Here is a 26,642-nt window from a genome sequence, read left to right on the forward strand (position 1 = left end):
AAGTTATTTTGTAACGATGCCTAAAGGCTCGGCTTCAACATGAGCCGCGTTTAATATTAAGGAGCACATTGTGCTCCTTTTTTATTGCCCTTGCTATACGACCCTAGACATAGTTAAAAACCGTAACGAACACCTAAAGCGAAATCGACACCAAATTCAACATCATTGTCGTTGTCATCATGTCTATCGATGAATGCTAAATCAGGAGCGGCTTGTCCGTAAACATCCCAACCTGTTGCTAAAGGTAATGAAACACCTAAAGGAACACGTACTGAATAGGAATTATCGTTACTGTTATTGCGGCCATGGTCACTCCAATTGATTGCACCACCCACACCAACATACCAATTAACCACAACATCAAGATCAAGCGGCCCTTGTTTTAAAATGTAATCCGCAGACACCCCATCGTTACCGATAAAGGCATTAATATTATTATCAAATTGCGCAGTAATACCAAAGCCTTGATCAAAAGCGCCCCCCGCTTTAACACCCAATGCCGACAAGTCTTTTTCAATCTGTGTTTTTTCAGTCTCAGCGAAGACAGGGTTATACACAGCCGCCAATAACAGGAAACCCGTTAACGTTTTAATTGTATTAGTCATTTTGTGCCTTATTTTTTGTTAAACCATTTAATTATTTTAAAAAATAAAATGTTAACTAATGGGAAAATGAAGATTTGAGGTTTAGCGTTTAATAAATAGATCGCCCACTCAGGATAGTTATGACTCGGTTTAGACGAGAGAGTTCATTGAGAGTGGGGAGATGGGGTAAAGCGTTAGTGATTAAAGACAAACGGAAAAATCTGCCCCTAATATTTTATTCTTTGGTAAGATCAACGGCGGTAAGGTTGTAGCTGTATTGAATTTGGTTGGTTATACCGATTGCATTAAATATGTTATCTAAATTTTACGAAGAAAGTATTATTGTTAACGACCTGATATTATTGAATTAAAAAAATTGCAGTCCAATACTGTTTTTAGAGTGTTCAATCTTCCAGTTTTCGCTCAACTTATAAATATTAAACCCCCAACCACCACGACGTATAGAGACATTAACTCGGCCACTCATATAATCAGCTGTAACCGCATCCTTCTTAGCAAAAACAATCGCCTCAACTAATCCATCAGTTACATGAATCTCATGGTAATCTCTGCCTCCACCTCTATAAACTGTGCTCCTTTTTTCGAAGGAGACAATGATAAAAGGTTTTACAATCTCATTATCTGAGGCAAAGCCATAATTCACAGCTTCTACAATGATGCTAGAAGGAAGGAATATGAACATTAATGTCCACATAAAAGGCCAATAATTTCTTTTTGGTTTATTTAAATATAACTCGCGCCTTCTACGGTTCCTTCTTCCCTCTGGGCGTACGTTACACCACAAAAAACGAATAACAACAGTAAGCAACAAAGCAATACTACCCCATATGCAGATCAACCATCCATTATCGAGCGTATTATCTAATTCAATATTCAGATTAGAACCTTGAATTATTATCATGCCCACAGATAATATGAGGTAGAATATACTGGCTATTATATTAATTAGATTTTTGATCACTTCTTGCCCGCATTAAAAATGCCAAATTGGATAGTAAATATAAGCAAAGAATATTACACACTTAAATGTCAACGAACAATCAAGCATTTGAAGATACAAGGCAAGCTCTTCCCCGAAACCTTGCTAACTATTTAGCAAAATCAAGCAATGCTTTTCCGCTTAAGCGATACCCAATCCATTCTGTTTGAGCAACTGCACCAACGGCTTCATAAAAATCTCGCGATGGTTTATTCCAATCTAAACAGCTCCATTCAAAGCGTCCGCAATTATTTTCAAGCGCAACATTGGCTAAATATTGTAGCAACAACTTTCCAGCACCTAATCCACGAGAAGCTTTTGCAATATAAAGATCTTCTAAATATAAACCCGGTTGTGCAAGCCACGTTGAATAATTATAAAAGTAAATAGCGATACCAATCGCTTCACCTTGATGCTCGCAGATTAATGCATGCACATGGCCTTTTTCATTAAAAATAGTGTCTTTAAGTGTTTGCTCTGTCGCTAACACTTCATGTTCTGCATTTTCGTAAATAGCTAATTCGGTAATGAAATGCAAAATGGTTTTTGTATCATTAATAACCGCTTCTCGAATGTTTATCTGGCTCATTATGATCTCCTTAAAAATAAGGTAATGATAATAACGAAATCTTTGTTGTGATAATAATGCATATTTTTAATGCCATTATGTATACTGTGCATAATGAACCTACACCAAATCGATTTAAATTTATTAGTCCTATTCGATGCATTATATCGACATCGTTCAGTGAGTATTGCAGCCAAAGAAGTATGCTTAAGCCAATCTGCATTTAGTCATGGTTTGTCTCGCCTTAGAGTCCGCTTAGACGATCCCTTATTTATTCGCATTAACAATGTGATGCAACCGACGGATAAAGCAATACTCATCGCAGAGAAACTAACGACAGCCCTACCGTTATTGCATTCAGCATTAAATGATTCAATGGAATTTGAAGCGAGCACGAGTGAACTTGAATTTACATTCGTCGCCACGGACTACACCGAATTTAGCTTATTGCCTAAATTGGTTGCAAAGGTCCAAAGCATAGCGCCAAAAGTAAAAATAATTGTTTACCCTGCACAACAAAAACTCCCCTTACAAGAATTAGAAAGTGGCGAAATAGATTTTGCGCTAGGTTTTAGCCATCAATTAGAAGCATCACATTTAATTGAACATCAAACTTGGTTTAGTGATAGCTATTGCACTGTGGCTTGTAAAAACAATAAACATTTAAAACAAGGTTTAACATTAGCAACCTTCACAACGTTACCGCATGTATTAATTTCACCTTGGGGAGAGGAAAAAGGTATTGTAGATGAGTCACTCGCAGCCATAAACAAAGCACGTCATATCGCCTTACAACTGCCTAGCTTATTAGTTGCACCTTATACATTAACAAACACCAACATGTTATTAACCATGCCTAAATTAATGGCAGAAAAACTCGCTCAACAAGAATTGCTTACTATTTTTGAGACACCATTAGCAGTACCTGATTATCAGCTCAACCTCTATTGGCATAAGATAAACAGCAGCAAAGCCAGTCATAACTGGTTACGTAATATCATTAAAGAATTAATGTAAGGTTGTTGGGATTGTTTGGGTTGTTAATATTGTTGAAGCTGAAGTCGTGTTGAGTTTGGGTTATTGGTTAGATTAAAAGCAAAAAAAGTAAAACCTACACAAAGTAATTCCTTTTAATACCACAGGAATTACTCGCGCATATTGATCAGTTTCGGACTAAGTCACTCGCACTATCAAAGCCTAATAACTGAGATCTTTTTTCTAATTCATCTTCACCTAACTGTTCGCTTACTTCATCCTTTTCACTTAATTCAGCTTCCTCGAGATTGGTGGTTGCATCTTCATTTTGGTCTTGAGAAATCAACAAACCCGGCTCTGGCTTCATTAATTCTCTAGGATCATGGCTTGCTTGCGCATTTATTTCAGGAATGATCACACCTGATTCAATAAACTGGGTAGCCGCTTTGACAATATTCTCTATTAAATTCTCAGCAATATCAGATTCAAGTTCGCCTTCATTTTTCAACCTTTTGATGTCTTCTATGACAGGCAGTGACTGCGCAATTAAATTGATATCGGCGCCAGCTTGATCGTTTCGATGAAAAACTTTCCTATCCCAGATTGATATAATAAGATCCTTTATGCCATTAATTGTTTTTTCCATACCAAGAAAATCAATAAATTTATCATTCCCAGAATCAATCGCTAACACCATTAAATCATTACTTGGTTGTTTATTAATTGATGCGATCACCTCATAAAAAACATCAATACAGTCAAGCACTTTACTTAATCTTTTAGGGCTTGAAAAATGCCCCTCTTCTTCAATAAGAATAATACTCAGCAAGGCTTTCTCTTTAAAATGGCTGGGTAGATCAGCGCTCCCTTGTTTAATGTCCTCAACGAGCCCCTGCTGTATCAGTTTTAATAATTTAGGAAGATGAATTTGCGCGAAACGGATGTTTTGTAATGTTTTAACCACAAAACTTTCATCCTCAGGGGATTTTATTTCAATTAATTGATGCCACATAGCAGGGTTATTCAATTCGCCAATATTCATGAACTTGCAGACTTCTTTTTCTGCATCACCGTATTTTGCAGCCAATAAGGAATAACTGTTAAGCGACTTAAGCGTCTCAGAATAGCTGCCTCGCCCGTCTTTATTTGCTAGTCGATGATTAAAAATAACTTTGTAAATATTTGATGCACTTAGCGCATTCATTATATTTTTTGATGCTGAGTACATGACATCTCGTCTCATTTACTTTTTCCTAATTTAAATTTTAAAATATAGAATGACACTAAAATCGATAACCTAGCTTGATCCACCATCAGTCAATTGCAAACACATCAAAACTTAATGATGAAAAAATGCTTATAACTTTACCCTTATTTCACAACAAAAAAAAGGCATGCACTAACAACATAAACCTTATGTGATTAAGAGTGTAGCTAATTGCAGGCATTATGTGATAAATGCGTTGAATAATACGACGAGCACTCATTTACGAGTTAGATAAAATGAACCAGAATTGGGTTTGGTATTGGAAAGGAAAAAGGCAAGATCTGAGCCCGAGAGCTCTATATGGCTGAGTGCAACAAGTGACTGTTCAATATTTTAGGAGTGTGAACTTAATTCGCCTCCGCTTATCTCATCAGATTGATATTTACTAACAGCGTTTTCAGCTTGTTGACGACTTTACTTTCTATTATTAGAAGTGTTTTGATAGATCCATGCGTTGATGAAGAATACGGGCAACATCAATGCCAGTTTCAGTTACCTGATAAAATACGATATGTTTTGCGACAGGAAAGCTTCTAGCACCATTATAAACATCATTTCTTTCCCTACCGAACTCAGGATATTGAGCTAATTTAATTAACGCTGCATCCATGGTTTGAGCATATTCTTTTGCTTGAGCATTTCCCCAAGATTCAATAGTCGTTGAAATGATGTTGAATAAATCCTTTTCTGCTAAAGGAGATAATCTATAAATCGGCATCAGCAGACTTGCTTGTAAGCTTGCTCTCTACTGAGAGGGAAGCTTGTTCAAATATATCCATCACACTATGATTTGATACTTCGCCAGCATCTAGCTGTGCAAAACCTTTCGCAACTTCTTCTCGTAATATTTCAAGTTGCTCGTTTCTTGCAGCGTCTTTTTCAAATAACAGTCTTAATGCATCGCGGATAACTTCACTTGCCGACGTATATAAGCCATCAGACACCTTTTCAGTAATTCTTCGCTCAAATTCTTTACCTAAAGTAACATTCATCATCAACACTCCAATTAATACAACGATCATATTATGCGCACGATATGCGCATAATTCAAATTTATTGGTAATCTAACAAATAAGAGTAAAGGTAAGCTCTGAGCTCGAGATCTATGTTGGGTAAAGTTTTATGTTAACTACTTGATATTGTTGAATTCACAAGTCGCTGTCTGATAGTTTTTCGAATTGCAGCCATTATGTGATAAATGCGTTGAATAATACGATGAACGCTCATTTACGCATTAAATAAAACGATTCAAAATAGGTTTTGATATTGGAAAAGTAAAAGGTAAGCTACACAGTAGCTCTTTAGATTTTTAGATTTTTAGATTTTTAGATTTTTTTACAGATGAATAAGCAGTATCTAGGTGATTCCCATTTAGAACCGTATTTCTCTTGTATATTTTCATCTGGAAATATTTCATCAAATCCATCAATTGCAAAGCCAGATTGCAACAATGTGTTAAAGTACTCAGTTAATGGTCGATGATAGTATGGGACACCACTTATTATATTCTTTGGATCGTTGGTAATAGTAAATGACACATCCTTTTTCATTGGTACCATATAATTATATTCGTCACCGAAGAATTTTTTATATTCATTATAAAAACAAGGATGTGGTATAGAGAATATGAAATGACCATTCTTTTCAATGTGCAGAGCAATCGAATTAAAGAAACATAATAGATCCTCAACGGTATGAGCCACAAGATGAGAAAACGCAACGTCGTAAGTTGTATCATGCTCTAACTCAAATGAAGTATGATTAATTAGTCTAACGTCAGTCAATGCCAATACATCTTTAGCCACTTCGTACATGCCGATTGAAGGTTCGATTGCAGTAACAGATAAGCCTAAATTGAACAATTCTCTAGAAATATGCCCAGTACCTGCACCAACTTCTAAAATCCTACTTGGTGAGAAATTGTAAATATTTTTTATCATCAGAGGTTTAAATACTTCATTAAATGTAAGGTCTGCACCAGACTCTATTTGCTCTCGACGTAATTGTGCTGAACTGCACCACCTATTCGGCATTAGATAATTCCTTCGATTTTCTAATTATATCTTTAGCCATCGCAATGATTTGTGGACCAGAATTATTATCAAAGATTGTTATTTCATGCTCAGGATGGACACCTCTAGCAATCGCAAGTTTTTCAGCTCCACTCCGGTCACTATTAACTAAGGTAAATCTTGCCTCTGGCGGTGTATTTTCCTTTGTGACAATAAAAGATGCGCCTTTCAAATTTTCTCTAAGAGCTTTTGAAACCTCATTAGGCGTAATAATTTCAATGCGACTTCCTTTTTCAATTTTAGATTGAAGTATTGAAATCAGATTATTATCACCAGCAAGCCAAGAAACCCTGCTACTTACAACAGTTGCACTTGTGCCAGTAGTAATAAATTTTTCCATAAATTTCAGGGTATCTTTCGGTTCTTTATCTGTTTGTGAGTCAGGGAGGTATTTCATCCCTTTTTTTGCAAGCATTAAGATAACCGCAACTACTTCAATAATTACGGATCCTATTAGCCATTCTAAATGTGCTAGTTCCTTTGCTTCCGTGAAAAACCAAGCATAACCAATGCCGACTAAAGTCAAAGCAGCTGTTAAACCTGTAATCCATAAAAAAAGATATAAAGTATGTTTTACTAAGTTTTGCATTCGTACCCTTTAATGATAATAAAAATTGAAATAACTAAAGCTTTAAAGCCGTAATGCGTGATCCCTTCACCGATTTGATGCTTTGTTATGTTTCTGGTTGATAGCTTATAGTTGTAAATTTCTTAAAGTAGCCGTCATAGCGACAATAAATATAACTATTATCTTCATCAAATTTTTTGAACTCTTTAATTCGCTCAGAGTTACTTTTTTGAAGAATATCTACGAGAAAAAAATACAAAATAGAATTATTTAAAAAATTAACATTAAAATGCTTGTTGCTCGTTAACGATTCATCAATTAATGAGCTATTTAATAAAAACCTATGCTTCTCAATACATTCAGTAATTCTCGCGTATATTAAATTAGCATTTTTTCTAGAGTATAATTTTACAATGAGACTATTACTAAGCCTTTCCATTTCTTTATCGGGATCGATCGGAAAATAGGAAGGTTGATATGACTCAGAATCAGCACGAAAGTAATTATTGTAGGCTTGATGGATTGCCTTACCTTTGACTTCATTTATTTGCTTTACGACATTTCTAAACTTCCAAACGGTGTAAATTGCACCACCTATTGCTGTTAATACTGCAGCTATAGGCAATGGAGCGGTAAATTGAATACTATCTAGCATAATACCTCTTTGAAACATAACAGCTTTATACATATCACAGTGAACTAAAAAACAGTGTATATACTCAATAAAAATAATATCAATATAACCTTAAAAATTAAATTAATCGAATTACTTATAGTTCCATTGTGCTTTATAAATTTTATGAAAAAACAATCACTGTGACGCTATTTCTAATATAATAAAGTATTGATTATTCCTTGAAGTAAACAATATCAAATAGTTATGACAAAACATTAACCAACATGGCTACGACAACGCCACCGTTGAACTTTCCCAAACTATGAATAACTTTCAGCAACAGCAAACAGGACGTTTGCTGTAAGTTCATCCTGCACATGGATGTGCAGTATGAACTGGTGCGTTGAGAAAGTTCTACATGGTTTGGATTAGAAAGTGATTCGGTGACAGTCTCTTTGCCAACTTTCTCTGCTGTTCAGAGAAAGTTTGGTCGCCGCAAGGGCGAAACACCAAGTAATGAAATATCAAACTGGCTGGACGAGCGCAGACGAGCCGTAACTAAAAATGGCAAATACGTGGTCGGTGATAGAAAATACGAACCCAAAAACCCCCCTCTGGTCCAACTCTCTATGAAAACCATGGAGATGCGCTACCAAACTGCGCTAATCACCGAGTATTAACGGTCAGAGGTTCTAGAATGCAAAAAGCCCGTAACATCATAAATGCTACGGGCTTCTTAAATGTGGTCGGTGATAGAAGATCCGAACCTAAAAACCCACCCTCTGGTCCAACTTTTTATGAAACCATGGAGATGCGCTATCAAACTGCGCTAATCACCGAGTATTGTTATTCGTATTTTAGAATCAAGGGTCAGAAATGCAAAAAGCCCGTAACATCATAAATGCTACGGGCTTCTTAAATGTGGTCGGTGATAGATGGAGTGAACAAGCGACAGCTTGGTGTCTGAACGGTCTTTTCCTCGAACCTCGCTCAGAGGTTCTCTAAAACGAAAAAATCCGCTTAACTCTAAGAGCTAAGCGGATTATTCTAATGTGGTCGGTGATAGACGGAGCGAACAAGCGACAGCTTGATGTCTGAGCAGTCTTTTCCGCGAACCTCTGCCCCTCTGGTCCAACTCCCTACCCGCTTCGCGACGATGCCCTACCAAGCTGCGCTAATCACCGAGTATTAAAAATCAGAGGTTCAGAAACGAAAAAATCCGCTTAACTCTAAGAGCTAAGCGGATTATTCAAATGTGGTCGGTGATAGAGGATTCGAACCTCTGACCCTCTGGTCCCAAACCAGATGCGCTACCAAGCTGCGCTAATCACCGAGAATCTAGTTTTACATCAAGAAAAGATGGGGCGAATGACGGGGTTTGAACCCGCGACAACCGGAATCACAATCCGGGGCTCTACCAACTGAGCTACATCCGCCACTATGACTAAAGAACTGGTTTCATTTTAAAACTAACTTTTAAAATAAGACTAAAACAATTGCAATCCGAAACTATGGCGCACCCGACAGGAGTCGAACCTGTGGCCTTTGCCTCCGGAGGGCAACGCTCTATCCAGCTGAGCTACGGGTGCTCACGTCTTTAGCGTGGCGCGGATAATACTGAACACAGCAAAATCTGTCTAGTCTTTTTTGTGTTTTTTTTGCTAAAATAGGTTTGCTTGCTTAATCCATAACCAATTCGTCTAAAAAATAAAAAAACGACCTTTTCCAGATTAATCCAAAGCTTTGTCCAATTTTCAGATATACTTTAACTAATTGCCTTAAAAAGAGTTCCAAATATGACCCAAGATCCTACTGTAGATCAAGAACCCACAGTTTATGAACACCCCGTACCTGACCGCGAGTTTATTTTAGCTTTCATTGAAAAACACGGTAAACCAATCACGCGTGATGCAATGTTTAAAGCATTCTCATTGAGCAGCGAAGAAGAAGCTGAAGGTCTACGTCGCCGCTTAAAAGCGATGGAACGTGATGGCCAATTAATTTGGTGTCGTAATGCCACCTATCAAATACCTGACAAGCTTGACCTTGCTACGGGTAAAGTGATCGGCCATAAAGATGGCTTTGGTTTCTTGAAAACAGAAGATGATAGTAAAGATCTTTTCTTACCTAATCACCAAATGCGTTTCCTATTTCACGGAGACACAATATTAGCGCAACCTGTTAAGGTTGATTCGCGTGGCCGTACTGAAGCTCGTTTTGTGCGTTTAGTTGAAGCACGCAAAGAAACCATTGTTGGCCGTTACTTTGTAGAAGACGGTGTTTCAATGGTGGTGCCTGATGATTCTCGCATCAATCAAGAAATTACTATTAGCAAAGAAAACAATGGTGGCGCTCGCCACGGACAAATTGTCGTTGTTGAAATTCTACAACGTCCTAAAGCTCGTTTTACTGCAACCGGTAAAATCACTGAAGTACTTGGTCAAGACATGGAACCAGGTATGGAAGTTGAAATTGCGTTACGTACGCATGATATTCCACATGAATGGCCTGAAGGGTTAGATAAAGAAATCGAACATTATGGCGAATCTGTTCCAGAAGAAGCTAAAAAAGGTCGTGTTGATTTACGTGATTTACCATTAGTTACCATTGATGGTGAAGATGCGCGTGACTTTGATGATGCTGTATTCTGTCAAAAAGAACCAGGTGGCGGATGGCGTTTATGGGTAGCGATTGCGGATGTAAGTGCTTATGTTCGTAAAGGCACTATTTTAGACAAAGAAGCGGTTAATCGCGGTAACTCTGTTTATTTCCCTGATCAAGTTATCCCAATGTTGCCTGAAGTGCTATCAAATGGCTTATGTTCGCTAAACCCACAAGTTGACCGTTTATGTATGGTGAGCGAAATGGTGATTGGTAAAGATGGTCACTTAAAAGATTATAAATTCTACGAAGCGGTAATGAATTCGCACGCGCGTTTTACTTATACAAAAGTGGCGTCAATTCTAGCAGGCGATCAAGAGCTACGTGAGCAATACAAGCCATTAGTGCCGCATTTAGAAGAGTTAGAAAATCTTTATAAAGCATTCAAGAAAGCACGTAAAATTCGTGGCGGAATGGAATTTGAAACATTAGAAGTGCGTTTCTTATTTAATGAAGCCCGTAAGATCGATGCGATTGTGCCATTGGTTCGTAACGATGCGCATAAGATCATTGAAGAATGTATGATCCAAGCGAATGTTGCTTCAGCACGTTTCATCGAATCTGCGGGCGCTTCTGCGTTATTCCGTGTTCATGAAACACCAAGTGAAGAAAAACTCGCTAACTTCCGTTCTTTCTTAGGTGAGTTAGGTTTAAGTCTTAATGGTGGCGAAAAACCAGCGCCGCGTGATTACGCTGATTTAGCAGAATCATTTGCTGAACGTGATGATAAAGAATTATTGCAAACCATGTTACTTCGCTCTATGAAGCAAGCGGTTTACCAAGATGAGAACTTAGGTCACTTTGGTTTAGCCTTAGAAGAATATGCTCACTTTACTTCACCAATTCGTCGTTATCCTGATTTGATTTTACATCGTGCGATTAAGTATTTAGTCGCGCACCAAGCGAATAATCAATTAAAAGCGAAATGGACTGAAACTGGCGGTTATAACTACCAAAGTGAAGAAGTTAGCCAATTAGGTGAACATTGTTCAATGACTGAGCGTCGTGCTGATGATGCAACGCGTGATGTTGCTGATGCACTTAAATGTGAATATATGCAAGATCATATCGGCGATACCATGGTGGGTACAATCGCCGCGGTGACTAACTTTGGTTTCTTTGTACGTTTGAATGATATCCATATTGATGGATTAGTACATGTCACTGGCTTGATCTCTGATTACTATATCTTTGATGCAGGTAAGCAAACTTTAACGGGTGAGCGTACAGGTCGTGTTTACCGTATTGGTGATGTGTTAGAAGTTAAAGTGTTGTCTGTTAATTTAGACGATAAGAAAATTGACTTTGAACTAGCTGACGAAGCGGTTGCAGGCCAACGTAAGCGTGGTCGTAAACCCGAAGGTAAGGGTTCAGATCGCCCTATCGACAAACGTTCACGCAATAAGTCAGCTCGCTCAGATGATAAAAAATCACCTAAAGCAAAGAAGAAAGCGCCAGCTAAAGGGTCTGATGCAGCAGAAAAGAAAACTGATGAGAAAAAGAAACCTGCAACGGCTGGGAAAAAGAAACGCCCTATTAAGCAAGGGGTGAAAAATACGCTTTCGTCTAAAAAGAAAAAAACAACGGCAACCAAAAAAAGCCGTCCGGGACGCGCTGAGCGCACTCGTAACAAAGCTAAAAAAGCAGATTAATTTTAGCGTTTAAACTTAAAAAAGGGAGTGAATGGTTGGCTAATGCAGTAAACCATCCCCTGCCCTTAATATCGATAATTAGAGAATCAAAATGAGTAAAAGTGAAATTATTTACGGCATACACGCTGTAGATGCTTTATTAGAAAAACAACCTGAACGTGTTATTGAAATCTACGCATTAAAAGGCCGTGATGATGAACGTTTGAATGATGTATTGAACAAAGCCAAAGAATGGGGTGTTTCAGTACAGTTAATGTTACGTAAATCATTAGATGAAAAATCCGATGGCGAACAACATCAAGGTATTATTGCGCGTGTTAAAGCGACAAAAACGTTAACTGATAACGATCTAGAGCCAATTTTAGCCGCATTAGACGTTCCGCCGTTTCTATTGATTTTAGATGGTGTAACTGATCCACATAACTTAGGTGCATGTTTACGAAGCGCAGAAGCCGCTGGTGTGCACGCGGTGATCATTCCTAAAGATAATTCAGCAAGTTTAACGCCTGTTGTACGTAAAGTGGCTTGTGGCGCGGCAGAATCGATTCCATTGATTCATGTAACAAACTTGGCACGTGCGATGCGCAGCTTACAAGAAAAAGGGATTTGGATTTACGGTACTGCTGGTGAAGCGGAACAAAGTATTTACGATTGTAAACTAGCTGGCGGCATGGCATTAGCAATGGGTGCAGAAGGTAAAGGCTTACGTCGTTTGACACGTGAACATTGTGATGAGTTAATTAAACTACCAATGGCCGGTGCGGTTTCAAGTTTGAACGTTTCTGTTGCAACAGGGATTTGTTTATTTGAAGTGGTTCGTCAACGTCGATAAGTAACAAGTTTACTATTAAGTCTTATTTGGGATGTAGCTTTTAAGCTACCTGCGGTTAGCAATCTAAAACAAGGTCGGATAAATCCGACGTCCCGAAACCAAGCAAGTCAGTGTGAGTCCAACTCACCGAAACCATTTAAACCACAAAATTAATATCTCTGCGACGTGGCTTTTAAACTATCTATGGTTAACAACCTAAAACAAGGTCGGATAAATCCGACGTCCCGAAACCAAACAAGTCAGTGTGAGTATCGCATCCTGAGAATAATGCTTTGGGATGTAGCTTTTAAGCTACCTTCGGTTAACAACCTACATCAAGGTCGGATAAATCCGACGTCCCGAAACCAAGCAAGCTAGTGTGAATACCGCGTCCTGAAGCTAATACTTTGGGATGTAGTTTTTAAGCTACCTGCGGTTAACAACCTACATCAAGGTCGGATAAATCCGACGTCCCGAAAACTAATCAAACCACAATAAATACAATGCCAGGAACCATTCTAAGTCTTAAGTTAATCTTTCTGGGATGTAGCTTTTAAGCTACCTTCGGTTAACAACCTAAAACAAGGTCGGATAAATCCGACGTCCCGAAAACTAATCAAACTGCGATAAATATGATGTTCCAAAAACACTTGCTCGACAGCAATCAAGATAAGAACGATCTTACATACTTAAAAGCATTATTTAAGACACGAATATATTAAGCTAACTCATTGATTAATTAGCCTATTTAAATACATTGTTGATTCCTCTTTTTGTTGCTTGCTTATCCCGGTTGTAAACTGTACAATTTGCCGCCTTAAATCAGCCACCCTTTTTGTTCCTTGCTTCTATTGGTACGGCTGAGCCAAATTAAGAAGCTACTAACCCGTAAGGAGCGATTTTTATATGCGTCATTATGAAATCGTATTTATGGTTCACCCAGATCAGAGTGAACAAGTTAATGGTATGATCGAACGTTACACTACTTCTATCACAGAAGCTGGCGGTACAGTTCATCGTCTAGAAGATTGGGGCCGTCGTCAACTGGCTTACCCAATTAACAAACTACACAAAGCACACTATGTTCTTATGAACATTGAAGCTGAGCAAAAAGTAATCGATGATTTGGAAACTGCTTTCCGTTTCAACGATGCTGTGATCCGCAACATGATCATGCGTACTAAAACTGCTGTAACTGAAGCATCTGTAGTAGCAAAAGCAAAAGAAGAACGTGTTGAACGTGCTCCTCGTGCTCCGCGCCCAGAAGCAGAAGCTGCACCTGTTGAAGCAGAAGCTGAAGCATAAGCATAAGAAACTTAGTGACTGATAACTTTTTGCAACTTACAGGTATCGTAACTGAAAAGCCGATACACAAAACAAGCCCTAGTGGTATTGAACACTGTAACCTGACGATAGAACATCGTTCAGTGCAAGAAGAAGCTGGATTACCACGTGAAGCATATTGTTATATGCCAATCGCAACAAGTGGACCATTAGCAAGTCAGTTGAAAAATAAATTATCGAAAGGTATGCAAATTAAAGTAAGTGGTTTTATCACTTATCACCAAAGCAAGAGTAATCTTGGTAAATTGGTGCTGCATGCTCAGTACATAGAACAAATTTAAGGAACTACCATGGCTCGTTACTTCCGCCGTCGTAAATTCTGTCGCTTCACTGCTGAAGGTGTTAGCGAAATTGATTACAAAGACGTTGTTACATTAAAAAACTACATCACTGAAAGTGGTAAAATCGTACCTAGCCGTATTACTGGCACAAGTGCAAAATACCAACGCCAACTAGCGCGCGCAATCAAACGTGCACGTTACTTGTCACTTTTACCATACACAGATTTACACAAGTAAATAGGAGCTATATATTATGGAAATTATTCTACAAGATACAGTTGCTAACCTTGGTAAACTTGGCGATAAAGTTAATGTTAAAGCAGGTTACGCACGTAACTTCCTTTTCCCACAGCAAAAAGCTGTACCAGCAAACAAAGCAAACTTAGAAGCTTTCGAAGCACGTCGTGCTGAATTAGAAGCTAAGCAAGCTGCTAACCTAGCTGCTGCTGAAGCACGTGGTGCTGCTATCTCTGCATTAGAAGCGGTGACTATCACTTCTAAAGCTGGTGATGCTGGTAAACTATTCGGTTCAATCGGTACGCGTGATATTGCTGATGCAATCACTGCTGCTGGTGTAGCTGTAGCTAAAAGTGAAGTTCGTCTTCCTGAAGGCGCTTTACGTACAACTGGTTCTTACGAGATTACTGTTACAGTACACTCTGAAGTAACTTCAGTTGTAAACCTTGAGATTGTTGAAGCTGAGTAATCAGTAACAATAACTTGATGTTAAAAAATACCTGCTTTCGAGCGGGTATTTTTTTATCTAAGATTTATAACGGTAGTTAATGTAAAAGGTATTATTTCGCTTCCGGCATAACGAGTCTATAACCTGCCCCATACACAGATTGAATCAATTCTTCTCCTTGGCTTATATCAGCTAATTTTTTTCTTAATTTTTTAATATGACTATCAATAGTGCGATGATTGACGATTCGATGATCTGAATACATATTCTGCATTAATTGTTCTCGGGTAAAAATGCAGCTAGGTTTGGCAAACAAAGGCTTTAAGAGTTGAAACTCCACAGAGGTTAATGCCACTTCGGTATTATTGAAAGTCACTAATAGGCGGTCTTCATCGAGCTGCAAATCTGAACTTATTAGACCTTTAGCATGAGTTCTTCTGAGTACGGTTTTAACACGAGCAACCACTTCTCTTGGGCTGAAAGGTTTACAGATATAATCATCCGCGCCTAGCTCTAACCCTAATAATCTGTCTATCTCTTCAACTTTAGCTGTTACCATTAATATAGGTACATCAGAAAATTTTCGGATCTCTTTACAAAGTTCTATTCCATCTTTACCGGGCAACATAATATCCAATAAAATTGCACAAGGATCATGATCTTTAACCCATGAAATAACTTGCTCTCCATCATGAATTAAATGAGGGTTATAGTCTGCCATTTTAAAATAATCAGCTAATAGGTTAGCCAATTTTATTTCATCTTCTACGATCAATATTAGTTTTGACATTAATCACGATCCTTTTTGTTATATTTTCCGATCACTTTATTTACTTAGAGGGAACTCAATAGTAATCGCTAACCCACCCAAATCAGAATGCTCTGCAGAGATGCTGCCTTGATGCGCAGCGACAATATGTGCACAAATAGACAAACCTAATCCAGATCCACCTGTTTTACGATTTCTTGAATTATCAACGCGGTATAAGTGCTCAAATAAATGCGGTAAATGCATGTCAGAAACACCAACACCATTATCTTCTACAACGACTCTAACTAGCTTGCCTGTTTCATCCTTATCTAATACCAATGAAATCTTAACAACGCTAGCTTCTGCATATTTAATGCAATTATTAATTAAGTTTTCAAATAGCTGGCATAAACGCGTGCTATCGGAAAAGATATTCGCTTGGTTTGCTTCAATTTCAACAATCAAGGAGACATCTGCCGCGGCTAAGTAGCTTCTATATTTATCCACTTCTTTGGATAGCCATTTTGTTAGATCGTTCACTTTTTTGCGGTAATGCATTCCGCCTACATCTGCACTGGTTAATTGCTGTAAATCATTTACTAAGTGTTGCAGGTGTTTCACTTCGTCATTTGCAGATCCTATGTTCTCTTTATTAAGCGGCCTTACCTCATCTAACATTGCCTCAAGCTCTCCACGTAGAATGGCTATCGGCGTTCTTAATTCATGTGAGATATTAGCTAGCCAACGCTTCCTAGCGCTGTCATTCTCTCCTAAGGTCACGGCAAGCTCATTAAAATCTCGACTTAGCTCTCCTAATTCGTCTTTTCTTTGAATATCAATTTTTTGGTTATAGTCGCCTTGCGTTAGTTTGTGCATTCCCGACATGACTAATTTAATCGGCTCTGCTAAGTGGCGAGCGAGAAATAAGGTGATTAATGCAACCAAAAACATGGTGACTAACGCAATGATCCATAAGTAACTTTGCTGCTGTTGAATAAACTCTAACTCATAACCATCTATTATTTTTTTATGTTTAGGGACAGCCAACCACCCGACTTTAACGTGATCAATAATGATCTCAGCTTTGTTATAATCCGGCTCTCGAATTTGCCCGCCAACAACAATATTATCCGTCGCATCAAACAGCACATAGTTTATTTGCTCTCTAAAGCGCGGACGTATTGGTCTACGATTAGCAAGATCACCTTCAGGCTGTTTAGCATCATTAAAAAAATCAGCGGGAGGATCTCTACGCGGTGGCTTAGAATCGTCAAATTGTGGAGGTAAAGGCGGTGTCATTATAAATTCACTGTCTTTTAATTTAGAAAATAATAAGTCAGCAAATTTCTTAGACCTATCTTGCATTGTCGACCAGTTGTTATTTTTTTTATATTCAGTTTTAAGTTGTACTATCACGGGTTTTAAAGCTTCAGATTCCTTGCTATTCACATACTCAATCATGCCTTTACCGATACTCCACTGGATCAATAACACAAGCGCGGTCACCAATACGAGGCTGAAGCTGAATAGTATGAGAAAAAGTTTGTTATGAATCTTCATGAATTGAATCTCGCAATATACTTATATTAAATAAACAGTTTGATAAAAAGCAAAATAGCCCGCTACCTCTTAGTAAAGAGAATAGCAGGCTAATCAAATCATTTCTTTAGACATTCGTTAAATAACGCCTGTCTTCAAAAAACATTAGTCGCGAGGAGGACGCGGTGGCTTATGATCATTAAACTCTTGTTCTGTAATTTGCCCATCGCTATCTGTATCAATACTATCAAATACAGTTTGGTGATCGCCACCTGGTAATTTCTGTACCGAAAACTCTTCAAGATCAATATATCCATTTCCATCGGTATCAACCGATGCAAAATCAGGACGTTCACCTCGAGGTGGGCCTTGTCTATCATCCGCATGAGAACAACCAACGAGTCCTACAAATAATGTACTGATTAAAGCGATTTTAAAATTATTTTTCATGAAGTAATGCTCCTAGTTAATTAATATTAGTAGCAGCAAGATAGCAATTGAATGTGCAGCGAATGTGTAAGAAAAAGGGAAGATAAACAATTAGTTTTACTACTCACTAACGTATTGATTAAAAGATTAATTTCCACGAAAAAGATGGCGATTATTTATGCTTAAGTGAGAGAAGTAAAAGCGAATTCAATCTTTATGGCAGTTCTTTCTTACGCTGCCTTTATTTAATGATTTAATCTTTTTTAAATCGCGGTATGATTTATAGCTTCCAACAAACAAGAAAACTTAAAACGGTAGATAACAGTGAAAACATTAAAAGATTACCAATTACTGACAGCGCAAGCATTAGCATTAATTGAAGATGAAAAAGATTTGATTGCTAACCTTTCTAATATTAGTGCATTACTGAATATGAACTTAGATAATATCAATTGGGTCGGTTTTTATTTACTAAAAGATGAGCAACTTGTATTGGGTCCCTTTCAAGGTAATGTTGCCTGTGTACGTATCGACTTGGATAAAGGCGTATGTGGTAAAGCTTTTAGTACCAATAGCACTCAACGTATTGCCGATGTACACGACTTCCCAGGGTATATTGCCTGCGATGCAGCCAGCCAATCAGAAATAGTGGTGCCAATGAACAATAAAGGCAAAACGGTTGCCGTATTAGACATTGATAGTCCAATAACAAATCGCTTTAATGAAATTGATGAAGCAGGTTTAAATGAGTTCGTTAAGCAAATAGAAGAGAAACTTAACTTCTAGTTATTATCCCTCTTTGATCATGATGGATAGTGTTAGTTATGTAACTAACACTATTCTCAATAAACAAGCTGAAAGCGCATAATAGAGCAAAGCTCTGCAAGGATAATATGAAAGTCACATGCCCGCACTGCCAAGTGAATCTTGACGTTAAAAAAATTCCGGTGACCATACCTCAAGGCATACATATTCAAAGGCAATGCACATCTTGCCAAGCATGGTTTCGTTTAAAACCATTACAAAATAAATTGAAAATAGTAGGCATAGTGTTGCTATTAATGACAAGCTTATGCAACTTTATGGTCACTGATAGTAATACTTATCTTTTATTATCGGCGACTGGTTTTGTAGGCATTTTAATGGCATTGATCATCACTTTTTATGGCCAACAAGAAAAAATCCCAGCGCCACCAAAGTCATAGACTCAAGTCTTAGTGGTTATTAACTCGATGCCTCGTTATATAACGGGACTTATCAGGTTATAGCAATTGTATTAAATAGCTGATCTAAGTTTTGTGCTTTTATCTGTGATCCCTGCCTTTTCAATTATTTGCTCTATCCACTCATCTGCAGTAATAGAGAATGAGCCCGTCATATCTAACGAACGATCTTCTAATACATCAAGTTGTGGATTTTTTTGCTGCATAAACTCAATGACTTTATCTCTATGCTTTAGTAACGCAACAATATGCGGTCGAAATAAAACAAACATTGCCGATAACCATTGATTTACCACTAAATTAGGATAAGCATGATCGATATAGAAATGGTCTAATAATGCAATGGTATCCTCTGCTGAATACCAAGTTTGCGCACAAACCCATCGGTTAATAGCAAATAAGCCGATCGGAAAACCTTCATCATTCATTGAAATACACACAAAATGCGCTAAAGCTTTATCACCTGACGGCCATGCCTCTGTTTGCATAAACCCATCCATAGGTTGGATTGATTCAGGTATAGCTGGAGAGCGTAAAAAAGTATGGAAATGCCCATGCTCAAAATCGACACCACGGTGATTATGATAATAATATTGGCTATGAGTTTCATCATCATAAACATCATCTTCTGGATAATGATTTAGTTGATAAAATGTCCCCTGCCCTTTTAATAATTCACTCACCACGTTTATACCCGCTTTGGTTAGCAATCGATGACACTCTTGCACTTTTTTGGCGGCGGTTAGTAGCTCATCAATATTATCAATCGAATCAATTGATGGGGCTTCAAGGGGAACATCAGTTTCACAAGCAGACCAAGAAATTTTATTCATAATATAAAGCTTAATATTAGAGATGAAATAAATAAAAAAACGTATTCTGGTAAATTCTTATTAGAATACGCCATTTATCAATACGGTTTAAAATACTTTAGTTAGCAGCACATGGGTTCTTTGCTGCGCAAGGGTTACTTGCTGCACAAGGATTCTTCGCAGCGCACGGATTACTTGCTGCACATGGATTACTTGCTGCGCATGGATTTTTAGCGGCACATGGATTTTTAGCGGCACATGGATTCGCTACAAATTGGTAAGCTTTAGTCTTATGGGCATCACAAGAAGCACTGCAAGAAGCATCACAAGAAGCGTGCGCAGGAGTGATTGCTAACATGGCAGTAACGACGCTAGCTGCAATAACTGCAGGTTTATTCTTTAATATCTTTTTCATTATGATTGACCTCAATGTAATGGATTAAAAGTAAGTTCGAACAATAATCTCAGCGTTAATTCAAGTTATTGTCCTTCCAACAGACCCATAGCATTAATGTAAAATTTCAGAAAAAACATGAATAAAGATAAATTTGCCATGTGTTTTTTATATTGTTTACAAAAACATATCAGCGTTAATTAGTACTTTTAGGTTTAAAAAATGTCTTTTTTGCTTATAAAAAAGCCCCGTTAAAAACGAGGCTTCAAATTGACTAATAGTTAGTAGTTAAACTAACAATTATTTAGCTTGTGGACGCATGTGTGGGAATAACAAAACGTCACGGATAGTGTGGCTGTCAGTAAATAACATGACTAGACGATCGATACCAATACCTTCACCGGCAGTGGGTGGTAAACCGTGCTCAAGTGCCGTAATGTAATCGGCATCGTAGAACATTGCTTCATCATCACCCGATTCTTTTTGTGCAACTTGATCCATGAAACGTTGCGCTTGATCTTGTGAGTCATTTAGCTCTGAGAAACCGTTTGCTAATTCACGTCCACCCACGAAGAATTCAAAACGGTCCGTTACTTCTGGATTTTCATCATTACGACGTGCTAATGGTGAAACTTCTGCAGGGTAAGCAGTAATGAATGTTGGTTGCATTAGTTTATGCTCAGCCGTTTCTTCAAAGATTTCAGTTAACACTTTACCTTCGCCCCAGCTATCTTTTAAATGAATATCTAAACGTTTCGCTAAGGCTTTTAATCCTTCCATGCTTTCTAATTCAGACGCTTCAATCCCTTCATTGTATTCAAGGATTGATTCTTTCATTGTAAGACGTACAAAAGGTTTACCAAAATCAAACTCTTCTTCGCCGTATTTAACAATGCTTGAGCCTAATACGTTTTCTGTAATGGTACGTAACATATCTTCTGTTAAGTTCATTAGATCGATGTAATCAGCGTACGCTTGGTAGAATTCAATCATAGTAAATTCTGGGTTATGACGCGTTGAAACACCTTCGTTACGAAAGCTGCGGTTAATTTCGAATACACGTTCAAAACCACCTACCACTAAACGTTTAAGGTTTAATTCTGGCGCAATACGTAAAAACATAGGTAAATCTAAAGCGTTATGGAATGTTTCAAATGGCTTAGCTGTCGCCCCACCTGGGATCGCCTGTAACATTGGCGTTTCAACTTCCATAAAGTTACGATCATTTAAGTAAGTACGGATCGCATTCACGATTTTGTTACGTAAAATAAATGTTTTACGAGAAGATTCATTAGCAATTAAATCAAGGTAACGTTGACGGTAACATGCTTCAGTATCAGATAAACCGTGGAATTTATCAGGTAAAGGACGTAATGCTTTGGTTAGAATACGAATCTCAGACACTTTGATACTTAGTTCATCGGTTTTAGTTTTAAATAAAACACCCGTTGCACCAACGATATCGCCTAAATCCCATTTTTTGAATTCAGTATTGTAAAAGCCTTCGGCTAGGTTATCACGTGCTACGTAAACCTGAACTTGACCGCCCATATCTTGGATAGTCGCAAAACTTGCTTTACCCATAATACGACGAGTCATCATGCGGCCAGCAACGCTTACTTCAACAGCTAATTCATCTAGCTCTTCTTTGCTCTTTTCACCATAAAGCTTATGCAGTTCATCTGAGATATTCTTACGACGGAAGTCATTTGGGAATGCTTGTCCCTTTTCACGCATTGCATCTAGTTTTTCTAGGCGCGCAGCTAAAATATCGTTCAACTCTTCTTGCGGTGCTTCTGCTTGGTTTTGCTCTGACATGATAGTTCCTATCGGTTTAATTTCTGTAACTATAACTTTTTATAAGCCTGACTTCAGGCTCGCTTCAATAAACTTGTTTAAATCACCGTCTAATACTGTTTGTGTATTGCGGTTTTCAACACCAGTTCTTAGATCTTTGATACGAGAATCATCTAAAACATAGGAGCGTATTTGACTCCCCCATCCAATATCTGATTTTCCGTCTTCATTAATCTGTTTTTCAGCATTTTGTAGCTGCAATTCATGCTCGTAAAGTTTTGCACGAAGCTGCTTCATTGCTTGATCTTTATTCTTATGTTGTGAGCGGTCATTTTGACACTGCACCACAATATTGGTTGGTACGTGAGTAATACGTACCGCTGATTCTGTTGTATTAACGTGCTGTCCACCAGCACCTGATGCACGATACACATCGATACGTAAATCAGCAGGGTTAATTTGAATATCAATATTGTCATCTATTTCTGGATAAATAAACGCAGAAGCAAATGAGGTATGGCGTTTACCTGATGAATCAAACGGCGATTTACGCACTAAACGATGCACGCCTGTTTCAGTACGTAACCAACCGTAAGCATATTCACCACTAAAACGAATCGTTGCGCCTTTAATGCCAGCGACATCGCCCGGTGTCGCTTCCATTAATTCGGTTTTATAACCGTTTGCTTCACCCCAACGTAAATACATACGTAATAGCATATTGGCCCAATCTTGCGCTTCAGTACCGCCTGAGCCAGATTGAATATCAAGATAACAAGAACAAGCGTCCTGTTGTCCTGAAAACATACGACGAAATTCTAATACTTCTAATTGTTTTTCAAGATCATTGGCTTCTTTGATCGCTTCATCAAAACTATCTTGATCGCTTTCTTCGACCGCCATCTCAAGCAGCATTTCAATTTCTTCTGTGCCTTCTGTTAAGGCATCAATTGTTTTTACTACTAACTCAAGGCTACTACGCTCTTTACCTAATGCTTGCGCGTGTTCTGGATTATTCCATACTTCTGGCGATTCAAGCTCTCGACTTACTTCTTCAAGTCGTTCAACTTTTGCATCATAGTCAAAGATACCCCCTAAGCATTTCTGCGCGCTCAGTTAGATCTTTAAGTTGATTCAGAATTGGATTTACTTCAAACATCAAGACTCGCTATTTGTTTATTCATAAAAAGGAGGCGAATTTTAACCAATTATCAACCAAATAAATAGAGAGCATTTGCAATTATTCATTGGATCTAGTGTAAAAATAACGGCTTTACATGTCTTTATTGTTTTTAAACAAAATAAGGAGTGCTTTTTCAAGGGTAATTCGAGATTCAGAAGCCTTTTTTCTTCATTGTCTGTCTGTTTATTTAAAGTAAATATCATCAACAAAAGTCATCATAATTTTGTTTTTACTCGTGCTTAAAAATGCTCATTTAAAATAGCAGCCAACATTGAAATAGGTGTTTAGAGGCACTTCGTTCATTAAAAATGAGATAAGTGATAAATAAGTACTAAAAAAAGCGTTTTTTTTAATCTTTTAGGGGTGCATTTTATTTTCAATAACGTAAAGTTAAAAGCTCGTTTTACACAAAGGTTCGCTTCTATCCGATACAGATAGAAAACGACGCAATTAACCGATTGTATAAGGATACAAATTATGGAAATGCTCTCAGGCGCAGAAATGGTTGTGCGCTCTCTACAGGACGAAGGTATAGAACATATCTTTGGCTACCCAGGCGGTTCAGTTTTAGATATTTACGATGCGATTTTTCAATCTGATAAAATTGAGCATTATCTAGTACGCCACGAGCAAGCTGCAGTACACATGGCAGATGCTTATTCTCGTTCAACTGGCAAAGTAGGCTGTGTATTAGTAACAGCGGGTCCAGGTGCAACAAACTGTATTACAGGTATTGCAACGGCTTACATGGATTCCATCCCTCTTGTTGTTTTATCAGGTCAAGTACCGACATTCTGGATTGGTGACGATGCCTTCCAAGAAACTGATATGATTGGTGTTTCTCGCCCAGTTGTAAAACACAGTTTTTCATGTCGTACCGCTGAAGAAATTCCAATTGCGATTAAAAAAGCATTTTACATTGCATCAACAGGTCGACCTGGCCCTGTGGTTATCGACTTGCCAAAAGATGTACAAAACCCGTTAAACAAATTCCCTTATGAATACCCTGAAAGTGTCAGTTTACGTTCATATAACCCAACGTTAAGTGGGCATAAAGGGCAAATAAAACGTGCGGTGACTGCATTAACAAGTGCTAAAAAACCTGTTTTATATGTAGGTGGTGGTGCCATTATTGCTAATGCATCAGAGCAAGTATTAGCGTTAGCTGAAAAATTAAACTTACCTGTAACCAATACATTAATGGGTTTAGGTGCGTTCCCAGGTGAGCACAAACAATTCATCGGTATGCTAGGCATGCACGGAACTTATGAAGCCAATAAATCAATGCATAATGCAGATTTGATTTTTGCTTGTGGTGCACGTTTTGATGATCGCGTAACCAATAATGTAGAGAAGTTCTGTCCAAACGCAAAAATCATGCATATTGATATTGACCCAACTTCGATTTCAAAAAATATCCATGCAGACTTGCCGATTGTAGGTAGTGTTGAAGTGGTATTACAGCAGATGTTAGATCTGATGGAAGAAACTAAAGCCACCAATGACAGTGAAAGCATCAATGCTTGGTGGGATCAGATTAATGAATGGCGCGCTAAAGATTGCCTTGCTTACAAAACTTCTGATACGCATATTAAACCGCAACAAGTTATTGAGTGTTTATATAAAGTGACTAAAGGTGATGCGATTGTGACATCTGATGTTGGCCAACATCAAATGGTTGCTGCGCAATACTATCCATTTAAAGAGCCTCGCCAATGGATTAACTCTGGTGGCGCTGGCACAATGGGCTTTGGTTTACCTGCGGCAATGGGTTGTAAGATAGCGCACCCAGATCGCCCTGTTGTTTGTGTAACCGGTGATGGTTCTATTCAAATGAATATTCAAGAACTATCAACTTGTATGCAATACAACATTCCAGTGGTTATCTTATTATTAAATAACCGCTCGTTAGGTATGGTAAAACAATGGCAAAAAATGTTTTACGGTGGCCGTCAGTCTCACTCTTATATGGATAGTGTGCCAGATTTTGTTAAGTTATCTGAAGCTTATAACCATATTGGTATTAAGGTCGATACTATTGACGAACTTGAACCTGCATTAGTACGTGCTTTTGAATTAAAAGAGCGCGTTGTATTTGTTGACGTAGCGATAGATCCTGAAGAGCACGTTTACCCAATGCAAGTTAAGTTTGGCAGTATGGAAGATATGTACCTGAGTAAAACGGAGAGAACTGATGCGTAGTATTATTTCAGTATTATTAGAAAATGAAGCAGGTGCACTGGCACGTGTTGTTGGTTTATTTGCTCAACGCAGTTATAACATTGAATCATTAACAGTTTCACCTACTAACGATGTCACTTTATCAAGAATGACAATTACAACGGAAGTAGATTGCAAAGCAACGCTTGAACAGATGATGAAGCAACTACATAAACTAGTTGATGTTTTACGCGTATCAGAACTGACTGAAGGTGCGCATGTTGAGCGTGAATTATTACTATTAAAAGTACGTACTACTAATGCGGAAACACGCCAAGAAGTAAAACGTACTTGTGATATTTACCGTGGTCAAATTGTTGATATCACACAATCCCTTTACACGATTCAGCTTACTGGCTCAGGTTCAAAATTAGATGCATTTGTTGCAACTATGGATGAAACTAGCGAAATAGTCGAAGTAGTAAGATCGGGTGTTTGTGGTATTGCTCGTGGTGATAAAGCACTGCGTGGCTAAAATTATCATGTCGTAATCACTATTAATGCAAAGTTTGGTAACCTGAGCTTTGCATTTTTTATTTATAGGAGAATAAAATGTTCGAACTATTTGCTTTATTGATGTCTGCTTTTGTACTGTTTATGTTTGGCGTTTCAGTAATGAGCTTAATGGTCATTGCTGCAATTATGATCCTTAGTTTTATTTTGATAAGCACCTTATCTTTTATATTTAAGTTTGGATTTTGGATATTGTTAGCTTATCTTATCTATTACTACTTCTTTCAATACAATAAGGATAAGTCATGAAATCGTTATTTATTTTACTATTTTCATTAATATTCTCTGTAAATAGTATGGCGAGTGAACTCATGGTAAGTGGACAATATGTGCGAGCGACACCGCCTCATGCAAAAAATAGTGCCGCATTTTTAAGTATTTCAAATCATAGCAATAAAGTTGTTAAGTTAATTGCAGCGAGCAGCGATATTGCTGATCGTGTTGAATTACATAACCATATTAAAGAAGATGGCCTGATGAAAATGCGCCAAGTAAAAGAAGTGGTTATTAATGCAAATAGCAAGGTAACATTACAACCTGGTGGCTACCATGTTATGTTCTTAGGCTTAAAAAATGACTTAAAAGAAGGCCAAAATGTTAACATTACGCTATATTTTGACAACGGTAATGAAGTCAATATTGATGCACCCGTACAAAAAATAAGTATGTCACATAAGACAATGCATCATTAATCTAT

At 37.9% G+C, this 26,642-nt stretch carries 29 protein-coding genes and 5 tRNA genes; 13 read left to right on the plus strand and 21 right to left on the minus strand.

The genetic code is table 11. The features are described from left to right. Nucleotides 1-113: 113 nt before the first annotated feature. The 3 genes from E2R67_RS11105 to E2R67_RS11115 form a co-directional block, all read right to left on the minus strand. Nucleotides 114-605: an outer membrane beta-barrel protein gene (locus E2R67_RS11105; protein ID WP_134291031.1), complete on the minus strand. Its 492-nt coding sequence runs from the start codon at nt 603-605 to the stop codon at nt 114-116. A gap of 346 nt (nt 606-951) precedes the next feature. Further along, nucleotides 952-1,287 (minus strand): hypothetical protein, encoded by a 336-nt coding sequence (locus tag E2R67_RS11110; RefSeq protein ID WP_134291032.1) that lies wholly within the window; start codon nt 1,285-1,287, stop codon nt 952-954. Nucleotides 1,288-1,693: 406 nt separating this feature from the next. Then, nucleotides 1,694-2,173, minus strand: coding sequence for a GNAT family N-acetyltransferase (locus tag E2R67_RS11115; protein ID WP_134291033.1), 480 nt, complete (start codon nt 2,171-2,173; stop codon nt 1,694-1,696). Between the two features lie 93 nt (nt 2,174-2,266). On the opposite strand from E2R67_RS11115, the gene E2R67_RS11120 reads away from it, so the two are divergent. Continuing rightward, entirely contained in the window at nt 2,267-3,169 is a 903-nt protein-coding gene (locus tag E2R67_RS11120) for a LysR family transcriptional regulator (RefSeq protein WP_134291034.1), read from the plus strand. 145 nt (nt 3,170-3,314) lie between these two features. Here the strand turns inward: E2R67_RS11120 and E2R67_RS11125 are convergent, their stop codons facing one another. The 11 genes from E2R67_RS11125 to E2R67_RS11170 all read right to left on the minus strand — a co-directional run bounded on the left by E2R67_RS11125 (nt 3,315) and on the right by E2R67_RS11170 (nt 9,239). Further along, nucleotides 3,315-4,370 (minus strand): hypothetical protein, encoded by a 1,056-nt coding sequence (locus E2R67_RS11125; protein ID WP_134291035.1) that lies wholly within the window; start codon nt 4,368-4,370, stop codon nt 3,315-3,317. A gap of 451 nt (nt 4,371-4,821) precedes the next feature. Beyond that, a complete protein-coding gene (locus tag E2R67_RS11130) occupies nt 4,822-5,112 on the minus strand; it encodes a type II toxin-antitoxin system RelE/ParE family toxin (RefSeq protein WP_166739374.1) in 291 nt (96 codons plus the stop codon). Next, nucleotides 5,099-5,389, minus strand: a complete 291-nt coding sequence (locus tag E2R67_RS11135; RefSeq protein WP_243837003.1) for a type II toxin-antitoxin system ParD family antitoxin — start codon at nt 5,387-5,389, stop codon at nt 5,099-5,101. Before E2R67_RS11135 ends, E2R67_RS11130 begins: the two co-directional genes overlap by 14 nt. A 330-nt stretch (nt 5,390-5,719) precedes the next feature. Beyond that, nucleotides 5,720-6,427: a class I SAM-dependent methyltransferase gene (locus E2R67_RS11140; RefSeq protein WP_134291037.1), complete on the minus strand. Its 708-nt coding sequence runs from the start codon at nt 6,425-6,427 to the stop codon at nt 5,720-5,722. Further along, nucleotides 6,417-7,055, minus strand: coding sequence for a hypothetical protein (locus E2R67_RS11145; RefSeq protein WP_134291038.1), 639 nt, complete (start codon nt 7,053-7,055; stop codon nt 6,417-6,419). The genes E2R67_RS11140 and E2R67_RS11145 overlap by 11 nt, the downstream gene beginning before the upstream one ends. An 85-nt stretch (nt 7,056-7,140) precedes the next feature. Next, nucleotides 7,141-7,689 carry a hypothetical protein gene (locus tag E2R67_RS11150; protein WP_134291039.1) on the minus strand — a complete coding sequence of 183 codons (549 nt, stop codon included), beginning with the start codon at nt 7,687-7,689 and terminating at the stop codon, nt 7,141-7,143. Between the two features lie 537 nt (nt 7,690-8,226). Further along, a tRNA-OTHER gene (locus tag E2R67_RS16645) sits at nt 8,227-8,322 on the minus strand. Nucleotides 8,323-8,393: 71 nt separating this feature from the next. Continuing rightward, nucleotides 8,394-8,489, minus strand: a tRNA-Met gene (locus E2R67_RS16650). A gap of 417 nt (nt 8,490-8,906) precedes the next feature. Beyond that, nucleotides 8,907-8,983 (minus strand) — tRNA-Pro (locus E2R67_RS11160). A 27-nt stretch (nt 8,984-9,010) separates the two neighbouring features. Beyond that, a tRNA-His gene (locus E2R67_RS11165) sits at nt 9,011-9,086 on the minus strand. A 76-nt stretch (nt 9,087-9,162) separates the two neighbouring features. Next, nucleotides 9,163-9,239, minus strand: a tRNA-Arg gene (locus E2R67_RS11170). A 207-nt stretch (nt 9,240-9,446) separates the two neighbouring features. On the opposite strand from E2R67_RS11170, the gene rnr reads away from it, so the two are divergent. The 6 genes from rnr to rplI all read left to right on the plus strand — a co-directional run bounded on the left by rnr (nt 9,447) and on the right by rplI (nt 15,105). After that, nucleotides 9,447-11,963 carry a ribonuclease R gene (rnr, locus tag E2R67_RS11175; protein WP_134291041.1) on the plus strand — a complete coding sequence of 839 codons (2,517 nt, stop codon included), beginning with the start codon at nt 9,447-9,449 and terminating at the stop codon, nt 11,961-11,963. A gap of 91 nt (nt 11,964-12,054) precedes the next feature. After that, the gene (gene rlmB / locus E2R67_RS11180; RefSeq protein WP_134291042.1) at nt 12,055-12,795 is read left to right on the plus strand and encodes a 23S rRNA (guanosine(2251)-2'-O)-methyltransferase RlmB; all 741 of its coding nucleotides are present in this window, start codon (nt 12,055-12,057) and stop codon (nt 12,793-12,795) included. 885 nt (nt 12,796-13,680) lie between these two features. Then, nucleotides 13,681-14,079, plus strand: a complete 399-nt coding sequence (gene rpsF / locus E2R67_RS11185; RefSeq protein ID WP_134291043.1) for a 30S ribosomal protein S6 — start codon at nt 13,681-13,683, stop codon at nt 14,077-14,079. Nucleotides 14,080-14,093: 14 nt separating this feature from the next. Continuing rightward, nucleotides 14,094-14,399 carry a primosomal replication protein N gene (gene priB, locus E2R67_RS11190; RefSeq protein ID WP_134291044.1) on the plus strand — a complete coding sequence of 102 codons (306 nt, stop codon included), beginning with the start codon at nt 14,094-14,096 and terminating at the stop codon, nt 14,397-14,399. A 9-nt stretch (nt 14,400-14,408) separates the two neighbouring features. Beyond that, on the plus strand, nt 14,409-14,636 hold the full coding sequence (rpsR, locus tag E2R67_RS11195) for a 30S ribosomal protein S18 (protein WP_019613652.1): 228 nt from the start codon (nt 14,409-14,411) through the stop codon (nt 14,634-14,636). A 16-nt stretch (nt 14,637-14,652) separates the two neighbouring features. Then, on the plus strand, nt 14,653-15,105 hold the full coding sequence (gene rplI, locus E2R67_RS11200; RefSeq protein ID WP_134291045.1) for a 50S ribosomal protein L9: 453 nt from the start codon (nt 14,653-14,655) through the stop codon (nt 15,103-15,105). Nucleotides 15,106-15,196: 91 nt separating this feature from the next. Here the strand turns inward: rplI and E2R67_RS11205 are convergent, their stop codons facing one another. The 3 genes from E2R67_RS11205 to E2R67_RS11215 form a co-directional block, all read right to left on the minus strand. Next, on the minus strand, nt 15,197-15,874 hold the full coding sequence (locus E2R67_RS11205) for a response regulator (RefSeq protein ID WP_134291046.1): 678 nt from the start codon (nt 15,872-15,874) through the stop codon (nt 15,197-15,199). Between the two features lie 36 nt (nt 15,875-15,910). Continuing rightward, complete coding sequence (locus E2R67_RS11210; RefSeq protein ID WP_134291047.1) at nt 15,911-17,395, minus strand: ATP-binding protein; 1,485 nt, start codon at nt 17,393-17,395, stop codon at nt 15,911-15,913. A gap of 144 nt (nt 17,396-17,539) precedes the next feature. Then, complete coding sequence (locus E2R67_RS11215; protein ID WP_134291048.1) at nt 17,540-17,824, minus strand: EF-hand domain-containing protein; 285 nt, start codon at nt 17,822-17,824, stop codon at nt 17,540-17,542. Nucleotides 17,825-18,127: 303 nt separating this feature from the next. Here E2R67_RS11215 and msrC point away from each other — a divergent pair, with 303 nt between their 5' ends. Together msrC and E2R67_RS11225 are read left to right on the plus strand one after the other, a co-directional pair. Beyond that, entirely contained in the window at nt 18,128-18,589 is a 462-nt protein-coding gene (gene msrC / locus E2R67_RS11220) for a free L-methionine (R)-S-oxide reductase MsrC (RefSeq protein ID WP_134291049.1), read from the plus strand. Between the two features lie 107 nt (nt 18,590-18,696). Continuing rightward, nucleotides 18,697-19,008, plus strand: a complete 312-nt coding sequence (locus E2R67_RS11225) for a zinc ribbon domain-containing protein (protein ID WP_134291050.1) — start codon at nt 18,697-18,699, stop codon at nt 19,006-19,008. 71 nt (nt 19,009-19,079) lie between these two features. Here the strand turns inward: E2R67_RS11225 and E2R67_RS11230 are convergent, their stop codons facing one another. The 4 genes from E2R67_RS11230 to prfB form a co-directional block, all read right to left on the minus strand. Beyond that, nucleotides 19,080-19,859 carry a DUF6969 family protein gene (locus tag E2R67_RS11230; RefSeq protein ID WP_134291051.1) on the minus strand — a complete coding sequence of 260 codons (780 nt, stop codon included), beginning with the start codon at nt 19,857-19,859 and terminating at the stop codon, nt 19,080-19,082. Nucleotides 19,860-19,956: 97 nt separating this feature from the next. Further along, nucleotides 19,957-20,253: a hypothetical protein gene (locus E2R67_RS16770; RefSeq protein ID WP_208379514.1), complete on the minus strand. Its 297-nt coding sequence runs from the start codon at nt 20,251-20,253 to the stop codon at nt 19,957-19,959. A gap of 279 nt (nt 20,254-20,532) precedes the next feature. After that, nucleotides 20,533-22,050 carry a lysine--tRNA ligase gene (gene lysS / locus E2R67_RS11240; protein WP_134291052.1) on the minus strand — a complete coding sequence of 506 codons (1,518 nt, stop codon included), beginning with the start codon at nt 22,048-22,050 and terminating at the stop codon, nt 20,533-20,535. A 39-nt stretch (nt 22,051-22,089) separates the two neighbouring features. Beyond that, nucleotides 22,090-23,188 (minus strand): peptide chain release factor 2 gene (gene prfB, locus E2R67_RS11245; protein ID WP_134291053.1). Its coding sequence is split into 2 segments (ribosomal slippage): nt 22,090-23,112 and nt 23,114-23,188, totalling 1,098 coding nucleotides; the frame shifts between segments, so codons are not numbered across the junction. A gap of 501 nt (nt 23,189-23,689) precedes the next feature. Here prfB and E2R67_RS11250 point away from each other — a divergent pair. The 4 genes from E2R67_RS11250 to E2R67_RS11265 all read left to right on the plus strand — a co-directional run bounded on the left by E2R67_RS11250 (nt 23,690) and on the right by E2R67_RS11265 (nt 26,637). After that, nucleotides 23,690-25,414: an acetolactate synthase 3 large subunit gene (locus tag E2R67_RS11250; protein ID WP_134291054.1), complete on the plus strand. Its 1,725-nt coding sequence runs from the start codon at nt 23,690-23,692 to the stop codon at nt 25,412-25,414. Further along, nucleotides 25,407-25,907, plus strand: a complete 501-nt coding sequence (gene ilvN / locus E2R67_RS11255) for an acetolactate synthase small subunit (protein WP_134291055.1) — start codon at nt 25,407-25,409, stop codon at nt 25,905-25,907. The genes E2R67_RS11250 and ilvN overlap by 8 nt, the downstream gene beginning before the upstream one ends. Nucleotides 25,908-25,984: 77 nt before the next feature. Beyond that, complete coding sequence (locus E2R67_RS11260) at nt 25,985-26,194, plus strand: hypothetical protein (protein WP_134291056.1); 210 nt, start codon at nt 25,985-25,987, stop codon at nt 26,192-26,194. After that, nucleotides 26,191-26,637, plus strand: coding sequence for a copper chaperone PCu(A)C (locus tag E2R67_RS11265; protein ID WP_134291057.1), 447 nt, complete (start codon nt 26,191-26,193; stop codon nt 26,635-26,637). Before E2R67_RS11260 ends, E2R67_RS11265 begins: the two co-directional genes overlap by 4 nt. Nucleotides 26,638-26,642 lie beyond the last annotated feature (5 nt).

The sequence above is a fragment of the Psychromonas algicola genome (assembly GCF_004378355.1).
Classification (GTDB): domain Bacteria; phylum Pseudomonadota; class Gammaproteobacteria; order Enterobacterales; family Psychromonadaceae; genus Psychromonas.